This window comes from Paraburkholderia sp. A1BS-2L (assembly GCF_051125205.1).
In the GTDB taxonomy this organism is placed as follows: Bacteria; Pseudomonadota; Gammaproteobacteria; order Burkholderiales; family Burkholderiaceae; genus Paraburkholderia.
Map to the genome: position 1 here is coordinate 2,073,531 of NZ_CP120429.1, position 21,355 is coordinate 2,094,885.

Sequence of the window (21,355 nt, forward strand, 5' to 3'; positions counted from 1 at the left end):
TCACTGACGATTCTAGCCAGGTGCCTGGCCCGACCGCAGATTCGTCATGCTTACATAAAGTTGACAGTGCCGATTGCGCGCCGCTACGATTATGCGCCCTGCGGGTGTTGCATGGCGGAGGCGTGACCGATAACGTTCGAGCCGGAAACGCCCGGCATAAGGCCACCGGCATAAGGCCCGATTTTTGTCGGCCCGCCTTGGGCAGCGTTTTGGCCTGTGCCGCTTGAACGAGTGTGAACCGCCCCAGCACGCCAGACCCATGACGTGGAGACCATGAATACAACGACCAGCGCGACGACCAGCGGCCTTGCGAGCGCCGAACGACAAAATATCGAAGCACGGGCCTATGCAAAAGCCACCCTGCGCCTGTTGCCTTTTCTGTTTCTTTGCTACGTTGCGGCTTATCTGGATCGCGTCAACGTCGGCTTTGCCAAACTGCAGATGCTGAGCGACCTGCAATTCAGCGAGACTGTTTACGGTCTCGGTGCGGGCATCTTTTTCATCGGCTATTTCTTCTTCGAAGTCCCAAGCAATATCCTCATGCACCGCGTGGGAGCGCGCAGGTGGATCGCGCGCATCATGCTCACGTGGGCGGTCATCTCGGCGGCTTCGCTGCTCGTGAAGACGCCCACCCAGTTCTATATCGTGCGCTTCCTGCTGGGCGTGGCCGAAGCCGGCTTCTTCCCCGGCATCGTGCTCTATCTCACCTACTGGTTTCCCGCCGCGCGGCGCAGCCGTATGAACGCGCTCTTCATGATCGGCATTCCGGTTGCCGGCGTGTTCGGCGGCCCGCTTTCCGGGTGGATTCTCGCGGCCTTCGACGGCAAGGGCGGCTGGGCGAACTGGCAATGGCTGTTTTTCATCGAAGCGCTGCCTTCGCTCGTGCTGGGCGTGATCACGCTGTTCTATTTGCCCAACAGCATTCGTGCGGCGAAGTGGCTGTCGAATGAAGAGCGCGCCGTGCTGGAGGAAAACATCGAGCGCGACCAGGCGGGCAAGGGCCATGCGTCGATTGCCTCGGTGTTCGGCAATGGCCGCGTGTGGCTCATGTCGGTGATTTATTTCTGCTGCATGATGGGCCTCTACGGCATCAGCTTCTATTTGCCCACGCTCATCAAAGCGAGCGGCGTGAAGGACGCGCTCGACGTGGGCTTGCTGACCGCCATTCCCTACGCGTGCGCCGTCGTCAGCATGCTGTGGGTGGCCAAAAGCGCGGACCGTCACGGCGAACGCCGCTGGCATTTCGCGGTCGCCTCGCTTGCGTCCGCTCTCGGGCTTTACTTCAGCACCGTATTCGGCCATAACGTGCCGCTTGCGATGCTCGCGCTGTCGGTTGGCGCTGCCGGCATGCTCGCGACCATGCCGGTGTTCTGGACCTGGCCGAGCGCGATACTCGCGGGCGGCTCGGCTGCGGCGGCCATCGGCATGATCAATTCGATTGGCAATCTCGCGGGCTTCGTGAGCCCGACGATCATCGGCTGGATGAAGGACGTCACGCATAGCACCAACGCGGGCATGTACTGCGTGGTGGCGGCGATGGTCCTCGGCGCAGCGCTTTCGCTGCTGCAGCCGAAAGAGATCGTCAACGGCTGAACCCGGGGCGGGACATGTGGCTCGCGCACGCCGTGCCCCGCGCTTCACTTCGTTTATCATCGAAACCGCATTGGAACGGACATCGGCAATGGGGGAGCGAGTCATGAACCGGCTCAAGCGTGTGGCGCAATGGCGGGGGGCGGCGTGGTGCGTCGGTCTGGCCGGTGCAGCAACGCTCGTTTTGCCGCTGTTGCTGGCGCAAGCCGCTCGCGCCCAGGTGGCGCAGCCCACGCTCGAAAAAATCCAGGCGGCGAATGCGATGGCGATCGGCTATCGCGAGACTTCCGTGCCGTTCTCGTATGTGGATGAGAACGGCAACGTGACTGGTTTTTCGCAGGACATCTGCAACCGTGTCATCGACGCCGTGAAGGCGAGGACACATCGCCCGAATCTGGCGGTGCGCTTCATTCCCGTCACTTCGCAGAACCGCATTCCGCTCGTGCAAAACGGCACCGTCGATCTCGAATGCGGCGTCACCACCAATCTCCGGGCGCGCCACAGTCAGGTGACGTTTTCCGATACGTTCTTTGTCGCCAGCACGCGACTCCTGACGCACAAGAATTCTGGCATTCGCGATTTCCCGGACCTCGCCGGCAAGACCGTGCTCACCAATCAGGGCACGACATCCGAGCGCATCCTGCGCCGCATGAATCTCGAGAAGCATATGAACATGCGGGTGCTCAGCGCGAAGGATTACGGGGAAGGGCGCGCGATACTCGAATCGGGCCGCGCGGTCGCATACATGATGGACGACGTGCTGCTCGCGGGCACGAGATCGTTGACCGCGCATCCATCTGACTGGGTGATCGTCGGCACGCCGCAATCCTGGGAAGCCTATGCATTCATGCTGCGCAACGGCGATCCGGCTTTCCAGCGGCTCGTGAACGACACGATGAGCGCACTCATGAAAAGCGGCGAGATCGATGCGCTCTACACCAAGTGGTTCAACCAGCCGGTGCCGCCCAAGGGCGTGAACTTCGGGTTTCCGATGAGCGACATGCTGCGCGCGCTCTACGCGGCACCTAACGATCGTGCGTTCGACTGACGGGTGGCAGCCGCGCGGGCCGGCTGGTGGTTGGGCAGGCGCGAACGGGGCTTTGCCGTTCGACGCGCGGACGTGAGATGATTCCGGTCCCGGCGCGCAGGCCGTGTGCGGCGCAAGCCCGGGTTGGCAAGGCGCCGTGCTCAATGAGCATGGCCCATGCGCGCGGCGAATCAACGAACGGGAGCGGACATGCAGGAAGCAGGCAACACGGTAGTGATCGTCGGGGCAGGGCATGCGGGCGGCAACGCGGCAGCGCTGCTGCGGCAGTATGGTTTCGAGGGACGCGTCGTGCTGGTGGGCGAAGAGCCGGTGCCGCCGTATCATCGCCCACCCCTGAGCAAGGCCTACCTGAAGGGCGAAACGGAGCTCGAGCGGCTTTGGCTCAAGCCGCGCCAGTTTTACGACGACCAGCGCATCGAGCTGAAGCTCGGCGCGAGCGCACAGTCGCTCGACTGCGGGAACCACACACTCGCGCTCAGCGACGGCACGACGCTGCAATACAGCAAGCTCATTCTGGCAACCGGCTCGACGCCGCGTGCGTTGACGCTGCCTGGGCACGAGCTCGCGGGTGTCATGGCGCTGCGCTCGCTCGCCGACGCCGACGTGCTGCGCGAGCGCGTGAGGCCCGGCGAGCGGCTCGTGGTGATTGGCGCGGGCTATATTGGTCTCGAGGCCGCCGCCGCGGCGCGCCAGCTCGGACACGAGGTGACCGTGCTGGAGGCCGCGCCGCGCGTACTCGGGCGCGTGACCGGCGAGACCGTTTCCACCTTCTACGAGAACGAGCATCGTGCGCAAGGCGTCGATCTGCGCCTGAACGCGAAGATCGAGGCGTTCGTGGGCGAACAGGGCAAGCTTACGGGCGTGAAGCTCGCAGGTGGCGAAATCGTGCCGGCCACGCTCGCGTTGATCGGCATCGGCATTACGCCGAATGTCGGGCTGGCGCAGGCGGCGGGCATTGCGTGCGTGAACGGCATTCAGGTCGATGAAGATGCGCGCAGCTCCGACGCCGACGTGTTCGCCGTTGGCGACTGCGCGAGCCGGCCGCTCGCACACTACCGCCGCACGGGGCGTCTCGAGAGCGTGCACAACGCGGTCGAGCAGGCGAAGCTCGCCGCATCGGCCATCGTCGGCAAGGCGCGTCCCGCGTGCGATGCGCCGTGGTTCTGGTCCGATCAGTACGACCTCAAGCTCCAGACCGTGGGCCTGAACGAAGGCTATGACGAGACGGTCGTGCGCGGCGACCCGGCTGCGCGCCGCTTCGCGGTCTACTACCTGAAAAACGGCGCGCTGCTGGCGGTCGACGCGGTGAGCTCGATGCCGGATTTCCTGTTCGGCAAGAAGCTCGTGGGTTCGGGCAAGCGGCTCGACGTGGGCGCGCTGCGGGATCCGGCCACGGACCTCGGCAAGTTCGCGGCGGCGGCGCTGGCATTGCGCGCTTCGACTGAAATGCCAATGTCGTAACATGTTGCCTCGGGCCGGCTCACAGAGCCGGCCTGCACAGTGTTTCTTATCGGCAACAAACACCATCAGGCGACATGGCCGCATTTTTCACGCTTCTCACGCTTCGACTCCGCCCCGGACCCTGCTCGTCTCCTGCTGCAATTTCCTCCACGGCTCGCGGAGGCCGCGTTTGAGCGCGCGCGAATTGCCCGCGGGGCTGATGCTCGTCCACGGCAACGAGCCGGAGCGGCTTCGCGACCTGATCGTGCAATGGATCAGCCAGCACCCGATCGCACCGCTCGAAAAGGAAATGCTGCTGGTGCAGAGCAACGGCATTGCGCAATGGCTCAAGCTCGCCTTTGCGGCCGATCCCGAGGACGGTGGCTGCGGCATTGCGGCCGCGCTCGAAATGTCGCTGCCGTCGCGCTTTCTCTGGGCGGTCTACCGCGCCGTGCTGGGCGAGGACGCGGTACCGCCGGTTTCGCCGTTCGACAAGTCGCGCCTCGTCTGGCGCCTCATGCGTATGTTGCCCGCGTTGCTCGATACGCCCGGCTATGAACCGCTCAAACGTTTCATGGCGAGCGACGAAGAGCAGCGCAAGTGCTTCCAGCTCGCGCAGCGCGTGGCCGATCTGTTCGACCAGTACCAGGTTTATCGCGCCGACTGGCTCGCCGCATGGGCCGCGCACGACGATGTGGTGATCGACGCGCGCAACAACCGCATTCCGCTGACTGACGACGCGCGCTGGCAGGCTGCGCTCTGGCGCGCGCTGCTCGACGACGTGAGCGCGAATGCGCCGCAAGGCAGCGCGGCGGCGCTCACGGGCCGCGCCGCCGTGCACGAGCTTTTCATGCAGCGCGCGCAGGCGTGGCAGGAGGGCGATGGGCGCCCGCGCGGGCTGCCGCGCCGCCTCGTCGTGTTCGGCATTTCGAGCCTGCCGCGCCAGTCGCTCGAAGTGCTCGCGGCGCTCGCGCGCTGGAGTCAGGTGCTGCTGTGCGTGCACAACCCGTGTATGCATTACTGGGCCGATATCGTCGCCGACCAGGATCTGCTGCGCGCGCGGCACGCGCGCCAGCGCCGTCGTGCGGGCACGCCCGTGGTGCTCGACGAGTCGCAACTGCATCTGCACGCACAGCCCTTGCTGGCGGCGTGGGGCAAGCAGGGGCGCGACTTCATCGGCCTGCTCGACGAATACGACAGCGACGAAGCGCGCGAGACCTACGCGCCGCATTTCACGCGCATCGGCCAGCGCATCGACTTGTTCGACGGCGGCGACGCGCACACGTTGCTTCAGCAATTGCAGGACGACATACGCGATCTGCGGCCGCTGGCGGAGACACGCGAGCACTGGCCCGCCGTCGATCCGCAAATGGACGAATCGATTCGTTTCCATGTCGCGCACAGCGCCCAGCGCGAAGTAGAAATCCTGCACGACCGGCTGCTTGCGGCGTTTGCGGAGGACCCCGCTTTGCGGCCGCGCGACGTGATCGTCATGGTGCCCGATATCGAGGTCTACACGCCGCATATTCAGGCCGTGTTCGGGCTCGTCGATAGCGACGACCCGCGCTATATCCCCTTCAGCATCGCGGACCGCGCGCAGCGTACGTTCGACCCGCTGATCGGCGCACTGGAGATGCTGCTTTCGCTGCCGCACGCGCGCGTGACGGTCAGCGACGTGCTCGACCTGCTCGAAGTGCCGGCCGTGCGTGCGCGCTTCGACATCGACGCCGAGGACGTGCCCACGCTGCGCAACTGGATCGATGGCGCGAACATCCGTTGGGGCCTGCATGGCGAGCAGCGCGCGAGCCTCGGCTTGCCGCAGGGTGAAGACGCGAGCGCGCCCAATAGCTGGGCCTTCGGGCTGCGGCGCATGCTGCTCGGCTATGCAGCGGGCGATCGCTCGGGCACGTGGCGCGGCATCGAGCCGTATGCGGAAATCGGCGGGCTCGACGCCGCGCTGCTCGGGCCACTCACGCGTCTTGTCGATGCACTCGATCACGCGTGGCGTTCGCTGCGCGAGCCGGCCACCGTGGACGTCTGGTGCGAGCGCCTGCGCGAATTGAAGACGACGTTCTTTGCGGCGGGCGAAGGCGAGGACGCCTATACGCTCGAACGCCTCGACAACGCCCTGGAAACGTGGCGCGAAGCGTGCAGCGAGGCGGCGCTTGCGAATGCGCTGCCGCTCGCGATCGTCGCGGAGAACTGGCTCGGGCAACTCGACGGCGGCGGCCTTGCGCAGCGCTTTTTCGCGGGCGCGGTGACGTTCGCGACGCTTATGCCGATGCGTGCGATTCCGTTTCGTCACGTCTGTCTGCTCGGCATGAACGACGGCGACTATCCGCGCAGCCGCACGCCGCTCGATTTCGATCTGATGCGGCGCGACTATCGGCCTGGAGACCGCTCGCGCCGCGAAGACGACCGTTATCTGTTTCTCGAAGCGCTGCTTTCCGCGCGCGATCATCTGCATATTTCGTGGGTGGGCCGCAGCGTGACCGATAACACGCCGCGTCCGCCCTCGGTGCTCGTCGGCCAGTTGCGCGACCATCTGAAGACCGGCTGGCGCCTCGAACACGACGAGAACGATGTGCATCGCGCACCGCAGGCGTTGCTCGATGCGCTGACGATCGAGCATCGTTTGCAGCCATTCAGCGCGGACTATTTTCCCGCCGACCAGAACGGCGCAACGCTCTACACCTACGCGCATGAATGGAGCCGCCCCGCGCCGCTGGCCGGTGCGGCGCAAGCGGATGCGCCATTGCCCCCGTCCGAGCGCGACGAGCCGCTTTCCGTGCGCGAACTCGGCGAATTCCTGCGCGATCCGGTGCGCAGCTTCTTTCGTCAACGCCTGCGCGTAGGACTCGAAATGCAGGACGAGGCGAGCGAGAACCACGAGCCCTTCGAAGTGGATGCCTTGCAGGCGTGGCAATTGCAGGGCGAATTGATTCGCGCGCAGATGACGGCCATGGAGCGCGGCGAGGAGAATCTCGATGCCGTGGCGCGCGCGCGGCTCGATCGCATGCATCGCAGCGGTGATTTGGCGGCTGGCGGCTTTGGCGAAGTCATCGGCGAGGAACTGCTCGCGCCGATGCAGGACCTGTTCGACGCGTGGCGCAAGGCGCTTGCGCGCTGGAGCACGCCGCTCGCGCGCCAATACGAAATTCGTCTCGATGCGCAGATCGATGGCCGCGCGTTAGTGCTTCAGGACTGGATCGACGACGTGCGCGAAGGCGAAGGCGGCGCACTGGGGCGCGTCATTCTCGATGCCGGCACGCTGGTGAAGGACAACAAGTATCGCGGTGATCGTCTCGTCGCCTATTGGGTCGCGCATATCGCCGCGCAACTTGCGGCGGGTGCCGTGACCACGGTGATCGTGAGCAAGGTGGGCGTGGTGGAGTTCGCGCCCGTCGCGCCGGAAATCGCGCGCCCGTGGCTGCTCGCGTTGCTTGCAGCGTGGGACGAAGGTGGGCGCAGGCCATTGCCGCTTGCCGTGAAGACCGCGTTTGCCTGGCTGCGCAAGCTGCCGGTGGATTTCGATCCGGCGTCCTCGATGGTGCCGCCGCAAGCGTGGGACGCTGCGCGCACGGCGTATGAGGGCGCGGCGCGCCTGGCGGGCGAGCGCGATACCAATCCCTATTTGCGCAGGGCGTTTGCCGATTTCGACCGGCTAGTGGATGGCGGAGAATTCGTTGCGCTGGCAACGTCATTGTTGCTGCCGGTACAGCGCGCTCCGCTTGCTTCATCGAAGCCGGGGCGCGTCGCGCCGGATGTTGCCGATACCGCTGGAGAAGCCGAATGACCCCGCACACGACCCCGCCGGACGACATGGTCGCCGACGTGCTGGAGCCGTTGCGCTTCCCGCTTCATGGCAGCCGCCTGATCGAGGCGAGCGCGGGCACCGGCAAGACGTTCACGATTGCGATGCTGTACGTGCGGCTGGTGCTCGGCCATGGCGGGCAAGACGCGGACGCCGAGCAGAACGAAGCGATGAGCGCGCCCGAGGGGATGCGCCCTTTGACGCCACCCGAGATTCTCGTGGTGACCTTCACGGATGCCGCCACGAAGGAACTGCGCGAGCGCATTCGCGCGCGGTTGATCGAAGCGGCCGAGTATTTTCGCGCGCTGCCCGAAGACATTGCGCGGTGTTCGCCCGGTGCTGATCTGTTGCATGATCTGCGGGAAGAGTACGCGCCAGAGCAGTGGCCCGCATGCGCCCGACGCTTGCAGCTTGCCGCCGAATGGATGGACGAGGCCGCCGTTTCGACGATCCACGGCTGGTGCAATCGCATGCTCAGTGAGCATGCGTTCGACAGCGACAGCCTCTTCTCGCAGACGTTGGAAACCGACCAGACCGAATTGCGTGCCGAGGTGGTGCGAGACTATTGGCGCACCTTTATGGCTGCGCTCGATGCACAGAGCGCTGGAGAAGTGCGCGCATGGTTCGCGAGCCCCGATGACTTGCATGGCGCGATTCGCGGCTTGCTTGCGCACACGGAGCTGCTGCCCGACGCGCCGGCGCCCGAGGTGGCATTGCGCGATGCCCGCGAGCGGGCCCAGCAGGCGCTCGAAGCACTCAAGGAACCATGGCGGGCCGGCGTCGACGAAGCGCAGGCGCTGATCGCCGCCGCGCGCGCAAAGAAGCAGTTCGACGCGAAGAAGCTGAATACGCGGCACAGCGAAATGTGGTTCGACAAGCTGCGCGAATGGGCAAACGATCCGTTGGGCACGCATCCCGGCTTCAAGGACGACGCGGCAGTGTGGACTCGTCTCACGCCAGCCGGGCTTGCCGAAATCTGGAAGGACGGCGAGCCGCCCGCTCACGCGTGTTTCTCCGCGATGGAGGCGTTGCGCGAAGCGCTCGCCGCGCGCCCCGAGGCGAAGCTGCCCATTCTGTGCCACGCCGCGCGCTGGATCGCGCAGCGCTTCGAGCAGGAGGAAGCCCGCCGCTCGCAAATGGGTTTCGACGACTTGCTCACGCGTTTGCTTGCTGCGTTGAAGAAACCCAACGGACCGCGTCTTGCCGAGATCATTCGCAAGCAATATCCGGTTGCGCTGATCGACGAGTTTCAGGACACCGATCCAGTGCAGTATCGGATCTTCGATTCCATCTACGACATCGAAGCGAATCGCAGCGAGACGGCAATCGTCTTGATCGGCGATCCCAAGCAAGCGATCTATGCGTTTCGCGGCGCCGACATTTATACCTATCTGCGTGCGCGGCGCGCGTGCACGGGGCGTCTTTATACGCTGAAGAAAAATTTCCGCTCCACGCGAGCGATGGTCGATGCGGTTAATCGTTGCTTCGAAGCCGCGGAGTCGCGACCGGAAGGCAGTGGTGCGTTTTTGTTTCGCGGCGGGCAAGGCAAGACGAACGCGTTGCCGTTTGTCGCGGCGGACGCGCATGGTCGCGCCGACGAACTGGTTGCGGACGACCGCGCACTCGCGGCGCTCAATATATGGTGGCTGCCCGCCACGGAAGACGGCAAACCGTTGAGCAAGACTGCATATTTCGCCAGCATGGCTGCGAGTTGCGCGAGCGAAATGGTGCGGCTGCTGAATCTGGGGCAGACGCAGGCAGCGGGCTTCGATGGTGAACATGGCATGAAGCCCTTGCGGCCGGCTGATATGGCCGTGCTCGTGAACAATCGCGACGAGGCGCGGGCCATTCGTGAGGCGCTTGCGCAGCGTGGCGTGCGCAGCGTTTATCTGTCCGATCGCGATTCCGTTTACCAGACGCCGCAGGCGGAGGAGTTGCGCTACTGGCTGGGCGCTTGCGCGGAACCCGACGACGGCCGCCTCGTGCGCAGCGCGCTTGCAACGGCAACGCTGGGCCTCGCGTGGGGCGAGCTCGATGCGCTCGGTCGCGACGAAATCGCCTGGGAGGCGCGCGTGCTGCAGTTCCGCGGCTATCGCGAGGTGTGGCGCAAGAAGGGCGTCCTGCCGATGCTGAGGCGTTTGCTCAACGACTTTCATGTGCCGCAGCGTTTGCTCAGGCAGAGTGCGGCCTCGGGTCTCAACGGCGAACGCGCGCTCACAAATCTGCTGCATCTGGCCGAACTGCTCCAGCAGGCCAGCACGCAACTCGATGGCGAGCATGCGCTGATTCGCTATCTCGACGAGCAGCGCGAGGACGAAAGCGCGGGCGGCGGAGGCGACGCTCGCCAACTGCGCCTCGAAAGCGATGCGGGGCTCGTGCAGGTGGTGACGATACACAAGTCGAAGGGGCTTGAATACCCGCTCGTGTTTCTGCCCTTCGCATGCGCCCATCGCGCCGTGAAGGACGACGACGTGCCGCTCAAATGGCACGACGAGAACGGCGATCTGCATGTCACGCTCGAAGCGGACCCGCACGTGCTCGTGCAGGCCGACCGTGAGCGGCTTGGCGAGGACCTGCGCAAGCTGTACGTCGCGCTCACGCGCGCGCGTTACGCGACGTGGATCGGCTATGCACCTGTGCAAAGCGTGGAGGCGAGCGCGTTCGGCTACCTCGTCGGGGGCGGGGCGACGTTGCCGGTGGACCAGAGCGAGACGCTGCTCGAGACATTGCGTGGATCGTGCGCCGACATTGCCGTGACGCAGGCACCGAAGCCAGGCAACGAAATATTCGCCTTGCAAGCGCCGGACGAGGCGCGCGGACAAGCTCGCGTGTTCCCGCGGCGCGCGCGCATGCCGTGGTGGATCGCGAGCTATTCGAGCCTGAAGACGGTGGAGGGCGCGCAGGATGCCTACGCCGCGCGCGCGGAAGAGGATGCGCGCACGGCCCCCGATACGCGTGGCGAAGACGTGTTCCTCGAACTGCTGGGCGCAAGCGCGCCCGTTGACGAAGATGCCGAGCTTGTCGTCCCCGAGGCCGCCGCAATCGCGCCGATGCACGGTTTCGAGCGCGGCGCGGATGCAGGCAGCTTCCTGCATGAACTGATGGAGTGGGTCGCAAACGAGGGCTTCGCGGAAATCGCGCAAGACCGCGACACGGCGCGTTTGCGCGACATGATCGCGCGCCGTTGCAGCGTGCGCGGCTGGGATCGCTGGATCGACACGCTCACGCTGTGGATGCTGGAATTCATCAGCATGCCTTTGCATTTGCCGCCGATCGGCGGCGAGGCCGTGTCGCCCGTCGAGCTTTCGTCGCTCGACAAGCCGTCGTATATGGCCGAAATGGAGTTTTGGGTCGCCGTGCACAAGGTGGACACGCAGGAACTCGATGCGCTCGTCACGGCAATGACATTGGATGGCGCGGCCCGTCCGCCACTCGATGCGGCGCGGCTCAATGGCATGCTCAAGGGTTTCATCGACCTCGTGTTCATCCACGAGGGCCGCTATTACGTGGCCGATTACAAGTCGAACTGGCTCGGCCCCGACGACGCTTCCTATACGCCTGCAAGAATGCGCTCGCAAATTCTCCACTCGCGCTATGAATTGCAATACGTGCTGTACCTGTTCGCGCTCCACCGCCTGCTCAAATCGCGCCTGCCCGAGTACGATTACGATCGCCACGTGGGCGGCGCGGTCTACCTGTTCCTGCGCGGCGGCCACTCGCCGAGTCAGGGCCTGCATTGCGAACGCCCGCCGCGCGAACTGATCGAGCGACTCGATGCGTTGTTCGCGCATCGCGGCATGTTGGAGGGCGCAGCATGACGAAGCGGCGTACCACGGCGGCGCGCGGGCCGAAGGACGGCATCGGCGTGACTGGGGATCTGTTCGCGCAGTTCGACGAGCCACTCGATGCCGGCCAGGACGGGAGGGCGAATGAGCCGGCACCAATCGCTGGTCAGGTCGATATGGTTGCGCATGCAACGTCATATGAGTCGTCCGCGCGGATGCTCGGCACGCTCGGCCGTTGGGTTGAGCGCGGCTGGCTGCGCACGCTCGATGGCGCCTTTTCCCGTTTTCTGCTCGACGAAGCGCCCGGCGCGCCGCCGCTCTTGTTGCTGGCGGCAGCGCTTGCGAGTCATCAATTGGGACGCGGACATGTTTGTCTCGACTTGCAGGCGACGCTCGACGATCCGGCGTTCGCGCTGTCCTTGCCACCCGACGGTCCGCAGTTGCCCGCCGACGAGCCGCCGCTGCCGCCTGCCGAAGTGCTGGCTGGCGTGACGCTCACGCAGTGGCTGGCCGCACTCGACGTACCCGACCTGGTCGGACGCGAGCAGGGCACCACGCCGCTCGTGCTTGCCGGCACGCGCCTCTATTTGCGGCGCTACTGGCAGTACGAGCAGGACGTGCGCGCGGGCATCGAGGCGCGGCTTGCACTGGGCACACGGCTCGAGGCCGGGTTGCCGGCGTCGCGCGCGCGCGACGCGCTCGACATCCTGTTCGAGCCGCGCCGCGCCAATGCGAAAGGCGCGGACTGGCAGAAACTCGCCTGTGCGCTCGCGGCGCGCAGCGCCTTCGGCATCATCACCGGTGGTCCCGGCACGGGCAAGACCACCACAGTTGTGAAATTGCTCGCGCTATTGCAGACGCTTGCGCTCGGTCAGGCCGCAGAGGGCGGGCGGCCGCTGCGGATTCGTCTCGCCGCCCCCACCGGCAAGGCGGCGGCGCGGCTGAACGAATCGATTGCCAGCGCCGTCGCGCGGTTGCCATTCGAGGCGCTCGCGCAGCAGCTTGGCTCGCATCAGATGGACGCCGCCATGCTGCGCGGCACAATCCCCACCACGGTGACCACCTTGCATCGCGTGCTCGGCACGCGGCCGGGCAGCCGGCGCTTTCGTCACGATGCGGGTAATCCGCTGCCCGTGGACGTGCTCGTGATCGACGAGGCCTCCATGGTCGACCTCGAGATGATGGCGGCCGTGCTCGACGCCTTGCCGCCCACGGCGCGTCTCGTGCTGCTCGGCGACAAGGACCAACTGGCCTCGGTGGAGGCCGGCGCGGTGCTGGGCGAACTTTGCAACCGCGCGCGTGAAGGCCACTACACGCAAGCGTCGCGTGCGTGGCTCGAAGCCGCGACGGGCGAACGAATCGATGCCGGGATGCTCGACGCGCACGGCACGCCGCTCGATCAGGCGGTGGCCATGTTGCGCGAGAGCCACCGTTTCGCATCGCAAAGCGGGATCGGCGCGCTTGCCGAACTCGTCAACGTGGGCGACGCCACAGGCGTGGCGAAGATCTGGCGACACGGGTACGCGGATCTTGCACGGCTCATCTGCCCCGCGCACGACGATGCGCCGCTGCGCGCGCTGATCGTCGATGGCATCGTGAGCGAGACACTGGATGAAGGTGCACGTGAGCGGCACGAGAACGCTGCACAGCGGCGCGGCTACCGGCATTACCTGCTCACCATGGGCGTCTTGCGTCCCGCGCCGGGTGCATCGCCCGAGGCTTTGTCCGTCTGGGCGGCCGAGGTGCTGAAGGCGCACACCGAGTTCCAACTGCTGTGCGCGCTGCGGCGCGGGGCGTGGGGCGTGGAAGGGCTCAACCGGCGCATCGCGCGGATTCTGCAGGAGGAGGGGCTGATCGAGCCGCTCGGCGACTGGTATGCAGGCCGGCCAGTGCTCGTCACGCATAACGACTACGAACTGGGCTTGATGAATGGCGATATTGGCATCGCGCTGGATTTGCCGGTGGCGGCCGGCACGCCCCCAGTGTTGCGGGTGGCATTTCCGGCCGGCGACGGCACGGGCGGCGTGAAATGGGTGTCGCCGAGCCGCTTGCAGGGGGTCGAAACCGTGTTCGCGCTGACCGTCCACAAGTCGCAGGGCTCCGAGTTTACGCATGCAGCCCTCGTGCTGCCCGATACCTACAGTCCGATTCTCACGCGCGAACTCGTCTACACCGGCATCACCCGGGCGCGCGCGTTTCTCACACTGGCGCTTCCCGAAGGGCGTTCAGTGCTCGACCGCGCAGTGCAGGCCAAGGTTCAGCGTGCGAGCGGCTTGATGGCGGGTCTTGCCCACAATGTAGCGGCCGCCTGAAGCTGAAGCGCCGGATCGCCGGGCCGGAGTTTCTCATCCGATAACGGGAAAATAAAAGGTCGAGCCGCGCAGGCCTGCGCGGCTCGACCGTTCCGATCGGAAATCGAGAAAATAACCGGCGCGTCGTTAGACGATCGTCAGCGTGACGTCGATGTTGTTGCGCGTGGCGTTCGAGTACGGGCACACGATATGGGCCTTGTCGACGAGTGCCTGGGCAGCGGCACGGTCCATGCCGGGCAGGGAGATGCGCAGTTCGACTTCGATGCCGAAGCCGTTGGGAATCGCGCCGATGCCCACACGGCCAGTAATGGAGGCGTCGGCCGGAATGGCGATCTTGTCGCGTGCAGCGACGAACTTCATCGCACCGATGAAGCAGGCGCTATAGCCAGCGGCAAACAGTTGTTCGGGGTTGGCGCCATCGCCGCCCGCGCCGCCCAGTTCGCGCGGCGTGGTGAGCTTGAACTCGAGATGGCTTGCGGGCACCACTGCGCTGCCATCGCGGCCCCCGGTGGCGGTTGCTTCTGCAGTGTAGAGAACTTTTTCGATCGACATGGCTGACTCTCCTTGGTGAGCTTTGCAGCAAATGGCGCTGCGGGTGTGAATCGGCTGAATCATTAGTCGTCCAGACCGAGGGCGGTCTTCGCGACGAACTGCGCTACAACGTTACAGCGACAATATCGACCATTCGTGGCGTTCGCATGATCATAGTCGCCTACTCGCTATCTATTGATAGATAGATAAATACTGCCATAAAAAGGCGGCACGCCGCCTTCGTTCAAACATTTCCGATCGTCCCATCAGGGAACGGCTTTCCACATTGCTTCCACGTCTTCGAGCCGCGCCTTCGTATGAAACAGGCGGCTCGCCAGCACGCTGCCCTGCAGCGCCGCGAACAACGTGCGTGCCGCGCTTTCCGGCTTGCCGCGCGCAACTAGCGTGCCTTCCTTTACGCCTTGCGCCAGTACTTTTGCCAGCCACGCTTCGTTGGCGCGGAAGAATGCTTGCACGGCCTCGCGCACCGTCTCTGGCAGTGTGCCGATGTCGGCGGCCAGCATGCCGCACAGACAGATCTGGTCACCGTCGCCAAGCGTCTTGCCGAACATCCGCGTGTACCTTGTGAGCTTCTCGTTCGCGGGTAGCGCCGGGTCTACTGCCTGCAGGGCGCGCATGACTTCGCCGCTGTACTGATTCACCGCTTCGAGCACCAGGTCGTCTTTCGACGGAAAGTAATAGTGGATGCTGGACGTTTTCACGCCCACGAGTTCCGAAAGGTCGCGATAGCTGAAGCCGTTGTAGCCGCGCAGCATCATCAACGTGATGGCGTGGTCCAACACCTGCTCGCGTACTGTCAACTTCGTTTCCATGGGTTGGAATTTATCTACTGGAAGATAGGTTGTCAAGTGCGGAAACGAAATTTTGTTTCCTTCGCTCATCTTCGCTCCTTGTTGCTCCGCGGATCAACCGTGCTTCAGAGCCCTCGCCGGCCCGCGCTGAGGATCAGCCGCAAGCCGAGTGCGGCGATCGCGCCCGCCGCGATGCGGTCGATCCAATGCTTCGCGCGCAGATAAATATCGCGCGGGCGCTGGCTCGAAAAGCAAAGCGCGACTACGGTGTACCAGCCGGTTTCGATCGCGAACACGAGCGGCGGCAGCGCGAAATAGCACCAGAGCGGCGGATGCTGCGGGAGCAGCGCCACGAAGATGCTGCCGTAAGCCACGGCCGTTTTCGGGTTGCTCAATTGGGTCGTCAGGCCGGTCCAGAACGATTTGCCCGGACAGGCTCCCTGCGCTTCGCCCTTGCTCATGATCACAGGCTGGCCCGCGCCGCGCCAGATGCGCGAGGCAATGTAGAGGAGGTAGAGGCCGCCAGCGATCTTGAGTCCGGCGTAGAGCCACTCGACGGTGGAGAGGAGTGTATAGAGACCCGCCAGCGCAACGCCGGCAAAGCAGATCGCGCCGATGCCCATGCCGAAAGCAGTCGCGACACCGTCCCGGCGCGACAGGCCGATCGCGTTGCGCGCGACCATCACGAAGCTGGGGCCGGGGCTCATTGCGCCGAGCAGGACGGCGGCGAGAATGCTGACGACAGCAGTAGTGGGAGACATGGCGGGGCCGAAAGCACGGAATAAGTTTTTAACACTAGCACGCGCATAGACGCTTCGCACGAGCCAATTGGCGATGTTCGAATGTCAAAGTGTCCATGCCGATCGGGGTTTCCGAAGCGAATCCAAATGCTGGTTTGGTTCCGGATTGGAAACTCACGCGGGCGTCCGCTGCCTTTCGAGCCTCAAGCCGGCGTCAAGCAGGCTTCAAGCCCCGTGCGCGTCACGCTCCCGGCTCCAGTGTTCGAGCAGCACGCGCGTTTGTTCGCCGATGTTCGCCTTGAGGAACTCGGCTTTTGCGGCATCGATGTCTTTCCATTCGAGCATCGTGAGCGTCGAGCGACGCGCGACGTAGAAGAGCAGAAATTGCCCGTAAAGACTGAACATGCGCACGATGGTGAGCGGATCATCGGCGGCGAGGCCCGTGATGCGGGCCAGCAGCGCCGAGTTCACTACGTTCAGCGGCATGCGCACACGCTCGCGCAGCACCTCGGTGCCGATTTCGGGCTCGCCGCCGCCTTGCTCGCGCGCGAAAAAAAGCCGCTGGTCCGGCTCGCAGTGCTTTACGAAGGTGCGGTCGGCCACGCTGCGCTGAATGTCGAGAAACGCTTCGATGAGCACGGCGGTGTCGGCGTAGCGCTCGAGCGCCGTGCGGGCGCGCAGCACGGCGGGCTCGAAGGCCTCCCACGAAGCGTCGGCGAGTGACTCGGCACACGCGCGGTAAAGCCCTTCCTTGTTCTCGAAGTAGTACTGCAGCGCCGGTGCGTTGACGCCGGCGCGCGCTGCGATGTCCCGCGTCGAGGCGCCCTCGAAGCCGTGCTGCCCGAACAGGCTGATGGCGGCTTCGATGATCTTGCGGCGCGTTTCGTCTCCGCGCGCATAGCCGCCCGCCGCCGGGCGGCGCAGTCGTTTCGGTTCGTTCATAAGCATCCGGTTAGCACCCAGGTTTTCAGAAATATATCACTTGACACAATTTTTCCGAATGGAATAATTTTGCCAGCTGGAATAATTCCGATCATTTAAGGTTCAGGCAAACATGTCTACGACTGCGGGGGCATCGGGGCGCGAAGCGTCGAGCGATGCCGTTTCGGCTGAAAAGCGTGGCACCCGGCGCATCGTGCTGGCGGGGCTCGGGCTCGTGGCGCTCGTTGCTTCGGTGGCATGGGGCGGCCACTGGTGGCTCGTCGGGCGCTTCATCGAGAGCACCGACGACGCTTATCTGAAGGCCGATAGCGTGACAATCGCGCCGAAGGTGAACGGCTATGTCACGGATGTTTATGTGGCCGACAACCAGGGAGTGAAGGCCGGCGACCCGCTCGTGAAACTCGACGCACGCCAGTACCAGGTCGCGCTCGATCAGGCGAACGCGACTGTGGACGCACGCAACGCGGACATCCAGCATGCCGAGGCGCAACTCGCGCAACAGCATGCCAACATTGCCCAGACCCAAGCGCAGCAGGAAGTGGCGCGCGTGGGCCTGCACCACGCTCAAGACGAAGTCGCGCGCTATGCGCCCCTTACCGCAATAGGCGCGGAAACCGCCGATCGTCTCGCGGAACTCAAGAGCCAGCGCGAACAGGCTCAGGCCAAGCTGGCCGCCGACACCGCCGCCGTGGAAGCCGCGCGCTCACAGATTGCCGCGCTCACCGCACAGATCGCACAGGCCCGCGCGCAACTCGAGGCGGCGCGCGCCAATGCTGCACAGGCGCAACTCGATCTGGACAACACCGTGGTGAGGAGCGCGCTCGCGGGGCGCGTGGGCGACCGCACGGTTCGCGTGGGCCAGTATGTGCAGCCCGGCACGCGCATGCTCACCGTGGTGCCTGTGCAGCAGACTTACCTCACCGCGAATTTCAAGGAAACGCAGATTGGCCGCATGCGCGTGGGCCAACCTGTGGAGATGCATGTCGACGCACTGCCGGGCCATACGCTGCATGGGGTGGTGGACAGCTTTTCGCCGGGCACCGGCGCGCAATTCGCGCTGCTGCCGCCAGAAAATGCCACTGGCAATTTCACCAAGATCGTGCAGCGCGTGCCGGTGCGCATCCGTGTCGAGACCGGTCCCGAAACGCGCGGCGTGCTGCTGCCCGGCATGTCCGTGACCGTGGACGTCGACACCCGTTCCGCTCGCGAGGACGACCGCCGCATCGACGCCGAGAACCATCGTGGCTGAGCACGCCACTGGACAGGCGGGCGCCGCGCATCCGCCCGGCGAGCGCGCGAGCGTGGCCGACTGGATCGCGGTGGCGGCCGGCGCGCTTGGCGCGCTGATGGCGACGCTCGACATTTCCATTACGAACTCGGCGCTGCCGCAGATTCAAGGCGAGATTGGCGCGACCGGCACCGAGGGCACGTGGATCTCCACGGGCTACCTGATGTCCGAGATCGTGATGATTCCGCTTGCTGCGTGGCTCACGCGGGTCTTCGGACTGCGAAATTTTCTGCTCGTCAATTCCGCGCTTTTTATCGGCTTTTCGATGATGTGCGGCTGGTCGAACTCGCTCGGTCTGATGATTGCAGGGCGCATCGGCCAGGGCTTCACGGGCGGCGCGATGATTCCCACCGGCCAGACCATCATCCGCACGCGTCTGCCACTCTCGCAGTTGCCGATCGGCATGACGGTGTTCGGCCTCATTGTGCTGCTCGGGCCGCTGCTTGGTCCGGTCGTGGGCGGCTGGCTTGCGGAAAACATCAGCTGGAGCTGGTGCTTCTTCATCAACCTGCCCGTGTGTCTCGCGCTCATCACGCTGCTGATCGTCGGTCTCGAGCCCGATCGCCCGCATTGGGAAGCATTTTTCAAGGCTGACTGGCTCGGCATCGCCGGGCTGGCGGTGGGACTGAGTTCGCTCACCGTCGTGCTCGAAGAGGGGCAGCGCGAGCGCTGGTTCGAATCGAACATGATCGTCACGCTCTCGTGGGTGACGATTGCAGGCATGGTGCTTATCGCGCTTTCGCAGTTCATGGCCAAAAAGCCGATCCTGCGCCTTTCGCTCATGCGCAATCCGCGCTATGCGAGTGTGATCGTGATCGTGTTTGCAGTGGGTGCGGGGCTCTACGGCATTTCGTATTTGCTGCCGCAGTTTCTCTCGCTGGTCGCGGGCTATAACGCGGAGCAATCGGGCGCGATCATGCTGCTTTCCGGCTTGCCCGCGTTCGCGATGATGCCCGTGTTGCCGCGCCTGCTGGGCAAGGTGGATTTTCGCGTGCTGGTGGTGAGCGGGCTGTTGCTGTTCACGCTCAGTTGCATGCTCGATATTTCGCTTACCGCACAGAGCGTGGGTCACGATTTCGTGTGGTCGCAACTGGTGCGCGGCACGGCGCAGATGCTCGCGATGATGCCGCTCAATCAGGCCTCGATGGCCGCCGTTTCGCGCGAAGACTCGGGCGATGCGGCAGGGCTCTATAACATGGCGCGCAATCTGGGTGGGTCGGTGGGGCTTGCGATCATCGGCACGCTCATCGACCGCCGCGAGACGTATCACACCGCCGTGCTGCGCGAGTCGATCAGCGCCAACTCGCTGATCGGACAGGAGCGCCTGGCGGCGGGCGCGGCGAACTGGTTCACGCAAACGGGCGACATGGCTTATTCGCAGATGCGCTCGCTCGGTCAGATCGCCCTGCAGATCCAGCAGCAAGCGCTGGTTATCACGTTTTCCGAAACATTCTGGGTGCTCGGCATCGCACTGGCGGCATGCGTCCCGCTGGCGCTTCTGCTCAAGAAACCGCAGCCCGGCGTGGATACGTCGTCGGCCGGCCACTGACGCTTCAACTTCTGACTCATGACGGCAATTCGCTCTTCCCGATCCGCAATCGCGCCGCTTACGGTACTGACGGTGCTGGCTGCCGCGTGTGCGCTCGCAGCTTGCACCGTGGGCCCCGACTATCGCGGTGCTCCGGCGGTCGAGCCGGAGGCGGTCAGCGCCGCCACCTTCGTTCGCATGCCTGCGCGGGGCGTGACGCCCGAACGCGCGCCTAGTGAATGGTGGCTCTCGTTCGACGACCCTCAGTTGAATGCGCTGGTTGCCGCTGCCTTCGAGCACAATCCCGATCTGCGCGCCGCCCAGGCGCGGCTGCGCCAATCGCGCGCGCAGTTGCAGCAGCAGCGCGCTGCGGAGCTGCCCAAGATCTCGGCCAACGCCGCCGCGCCGCGCTTGCGCGAACCCAATCTCAACGCATTCTCGCCGCAGCCCGGGAGCTCCGGGGCGGGGCGCGGCCCGCTGCAGTTTTACACGGCCGGCTTCGACGCATCGTGGGAGATCGATCTGTTCGGCGGCACGCGTCGTGCCGTCGAGGCGGCAAGCGACGAAGCCGATGCGGTGCAGGCCGATCTCGCCGATGTGCAAGTCTCGCTCGCGGCCGAAGTGGTTCAGGCTTACGTCGATCTGCGCGACGAACAGCAGCGCCTCGCGATTGCGCAGCGCAATGCGGATTTGCAGCAGCAGATGCTGACGTTGACCGAGCAGCGGCGCGCGGGCGGAACCGCGGCGGAGGTGGATGTCGAGCGATTGACCACCCAGGTCGAGACCACGCGCTCGACGCTCGCACCGCTTGCGGCACAGGTGGAAATGTCGCTCGACCAGTTGGCGGTGCTCACCGGCAAGGCGCCCGGCGCGCTCGATGCCGAACTGGCCGCGCCGCGTGCGCTGCCGTCGCTGCCTGCTTCGGTGCTCGTGAGCGACCCCACGACGATGCTCGCACAGCGCCCCGATATCCGCGCGGCCGAGCGCCGGCTGGCATCGAGCAATGCGCAAATCGGCGAGCACGTGGCCGACTTTTTGCCCAAACTCACGCTATTCGGCAGTCTGGGCTTCACGGCGGCCGACCCGGGCCATCTGATGCGCAAGAACAACTTCAGTTGGGCGGGGGTGCCGTATCTGCAGTGGAATGTGTTCGACTTCGGCCGCACGCTGGGCGCAGTGCATGGCGCCGAGGCCGCGCGCGACGAAGCAGAGGCGCGCTACGAAAAGGCCGTGCTCGCCGCGCTGCAGGACGCGAACGGCGCGCTTTCGCGCTATGGCTACCAGCGCGAGCATCTGCTGACGCTGCAAAAGGTGCAGAACTCGGCGCAGCGTTCGGCCACGCTGATGCGCGCGCGCTATCGTGCCGGGGCGTCGACGCTCGTCGATCTGCTCGACACGCAGCGCGCCGAATTCCTCGCGCAGCAAGATGTGATTGCGGGGCAGGCGCAGTTGCTCAAGGATTTTGTTTCGCTTCAGAAAAGCTTGGGGCTCGGCTGGCGCAGCAACGCAAGCTGAGCGCGGTGGC

At 65.1% G+C, this 21,355-nt stretch carries 13 protein-coding genes; 9 read left to right on the top strand and 4 right to left on the bottom strand.

Annotated features, from left to right (window positions below; all coding sequences use genetic code 11):
- Nucleotides 1-273 precede the first annotated feature (273 nt).
- The 6 genes from P5W98_RS24205 to recD all read left to right on the top strand — a co-directional run bounded on the left by P5W98_RS24205 (nucleotide 274) and on the right by recD (nucleotide 13,989).
- Nucleotides 274-1,593 carry an MFS transporter gene (locus P5W98_RS24205; protein WP_421025596.1) on the top strand — a complete coding sequence of 440 codons (1,320 nt, stop codon included), beginning with the start codon at nucleotides 274-276 and terminating at the stop codon, nucleotides 1,591-1,593.
- Between the two features lie 103 nt (nucleotides 1,594-1,696).
- A complete protein-coding gene (locus P5W98_RS24210) occupies nucleotides 1,697-2,638 on the top strand; it encodes a transporter substrate-binding domain-containing protein (RefSeq protein WP_421025595.1) in 942 nt (313 codons plus the stop codon).
- Between the two features lie 189 nt (nucleotides 2,639-2,827).
- The gene (locus P5W98_RS24215; protein ID WP_421025594.1) at nucleotides 2,828-4,099 is read left to right on the top strand and encodes an NAD(P)/FAD-dependent oxidoreductase; all 1,272 of its coding nucleotides are present in this window, start codon (nucleotides 2,828-2,830) and stop codon (nucleotides 4,097-4,099) included.
- Nucleotides 4,100-4,268: 169 nt separating this feature from the next.
- Nucleotides 4,269-7,874: an exodeoxyribonuclease V subunit gamma gene (gene recC / locus P5W98_RS24220; protein ID WP_421025593.1), complete on the top strand. Its 3,606-nt coding sequence runs from the start codon at nucleotides 4,269-4,271 to the stop codon at nucleotides 7,872-7,874.
- A complete protein-coding gene (gene recB, locus P5W98_RS24225; RefSeq protein WP_421025592.1) occupies nucleotides 7,871-11,710 on the top strand; it encodes an exodeoxyribonuclease V subunit beta in 3,840 nt (1,279 codons plus the stop codon). Before recC ends, recB begins: the two co-directional genes overlap by 4 nt.
- Nucleotides 11,707-13,989 carry an exodeoxyribonuclease V subunit alpha gene (gene recD, locus P5W98_RS24230; RefSeq protein WP_421025591.1) on the top strand — a complete coding sequence of 761 codons (2,283 nt, stop codon included), beginning with the start codon at nucleotides 11,707-11,709 and terminating at the stop codon, nucleotides 13,987-13,989. Before recB ends, recD begins: the two co-directional genes overlap by 4 nt.
- Nucleotides 13,990-14,115: 126 nt before the next feature.
- On the opposite strand, the gene P5W98_RS24235 is transcribed toward recD, so the two are convergent.
- The 4 genes from P5W98_RS24235 to P5W98_RS24250 form a co-directional block, all read right to left on the bottom strand.
- Nucleotides 14,116-14,541 carry an organic hydroperoxide resistance protein gene (locus P5W98_RS24235; RefSeq protein WP_421025590.1) on the bottom strand — a complete coding sequence of 142 codons (426 nt, stop codon included), beginning with the start codon at nucleotides 14,539-14,541 and terminating at the stop codon, nucleotides 14,116-14,118.
- 245 nt (nucleotides 14,542-14,786) lie between these two features.
- Nucleotides 14,787-15,353, bottom strand: a complete 567-nt coding sequence (locus P5W98_RS24240; protein ID WP_421025589.1) for a TetR/AcrR family transcriptional regulator — start codon at nucleotides 15,351-15,353, stop codon at nucleotides 14,787-14,789.
- Between the two features lie 104 nt (nucleotides 15,354-15,457).
- Nucleotides 15,458-16,093: a LysE family translocator gene (locus P5W98_RS24245; RefSeq protein ID WP_421025588.1), complete on the bottom strand. Its 636-nt coding sequence runs from the start codon at nucleotides 16,091-16,093 to the stop codon at nucleotides 15,458-15,460.
- A 204-nt stretch (nucleotides 16,094-16,297) separates the two neighbouring features.
- Nucleotides 16,298-17,014, bottom strand: a complete 717-nt coding sequence (locus P5W98_RS24250) for a CerR family C-terminal domain-containing protein (RefSeq protein ID WP_421025587.1) — start codon at nucleotides 17,012-17,014, stop codon at nucleotides 16,298-16,300.
- Nucleotides 17,015-17,126: 112 nt separating this feature from the next.
- Here P5W98_RS24250 and P5W98_RS24255 point away from each other — a divergent pair, with 112 nt between their 5' ends.
- The 3 genes from P5W98_RS24255 to P5W98_RS24265 are packed head-to-tail and all read left to right on the top strand — an operon-like array spanning nucleotide 17,127 to nucleotide 21,345.
- Entirely contained in the window at nucleotides 17,127-18,263 is a 1,137-nt protein-coding gene (locus P5W98_RS24255; RefSeq protein WP_421025586.1) for an HlyD family secretion protein, read from the top strand.
- Nucleotides 18,256-19,851, top strand: a complete 1,596-nt coding sequence (locus P5W98_RS24260; protein ID WP_421025585.1) for an MDR family MFS transporter — start codon at nucleotides 18,256-18,258, stop codon at nucleotides 19,849-19,851. The genes P5W98_RS24255 and P5W98_RS24260 overlap by 8 nt, the downstream gene beginning before the upstream one ends.
- Before the next feature lie 18 nt (nucleotides 19,852-19,869).
- Nucleotides 19,870-21,345 carry an efflux transporter outer membrane subunit gene (locus P5W98_RS24265; RefSeq protein ID WP_421025584.1) on the top strand — a complete coding sequence of 492 codons (1,476 nt, stop codon included), beginning with the start codon at nucleotides 19,870-19,872 and terminating at the stop codon, nucleotides 21,343-21,345.
- The last annotated feature ends 10 nt before the right edge of the window (nucleotides 21,346-21,355 follow it).

What these genes read in the sequence shown, in the direction of transcription:
- P5W98_RS24210 (WP_421025595.1), top strand. Translation starts at nt 1,697, where the DNA reads ATGAACCGGCTCAAGCGTGTGGCGCAATGGCGGGGGGCGGCGTGGTGC.
- P5W98_RS24205 (WP_421025596.1), top strand. Translation starts at nt 274, where the DNA reads ATGAATACAACGACCAGCGCGACGACCAGCGGCCTTGCGAGCGCCGAA.
- P5W98_RS24215 (WP_421025594.1), top strand. Translation starts at nt 2,828, where the DNA reads ATGCAGGAAGCAGGCAACACGGTAGTGATCGTCGGGGCAGGGCATGCG.
- P5W98_RS24265 (WP_421025584.1), top strand. Translation starts at nt 19,870, where the DNA reads ATGACGGCAATTCGCTCTTCCCGATCCGCAATCGCGCCGCTTACGGTA.
- P5W98_RS24255 (WP_421025586.1), top strand. Translation starts at nt 17,127, where the DNA reads ATGTCTACGACTGCGGGGGCATCGGGGCGCGAAGCGTCGAGCGATGCC.
- P5W98_RS24245 (WP_421025588.1), bottom strand. Translation starts at nt 16,093, where the DNA reads ATGTCTCCCACTACTGCTGTCGTCAGCATTCTCGCCGCCGTCCTGCTC.
- P5W98_RS24235 (WP_421025590.1), bottom strand. Translation starts at nt 14,541, where the DNA reads ATGTCGATCGAAAAAGTTCTCTACACTGCAGAAGCAACCGCCACCGGG.
- P5W98_RS24240 (WP_421025589.1), bottom strand. Translation starts at nt 15,353, where the DNA reads ATGGAAACGAAGTTGACAGTACGCGAGCAGGTGTTGGACCACGCCATC.
- recD (WP_421025591.1), top strand. Translation starts at nt 11,707, where the DNA reads ATGACGAAGCGGCGTACCACGGCGGCGCGCGGGCCGAAGGACGGCATC.
- P5W98_RS24250 (WP_421025587.1), bottom strand. Translation starts at nt 17,014, where the DNA reads ATGAACGAACCGAAACGACTGCGCCGCCCGGCGGCGGGCGGCTATGCG.
- recB (WP_421025592.1), top strand. Translation starts at nt 7,871, where the DNA reads ATGACCCCGCACACGACCCCGCCGGACGACATGGTCGCCGACGTGCTG.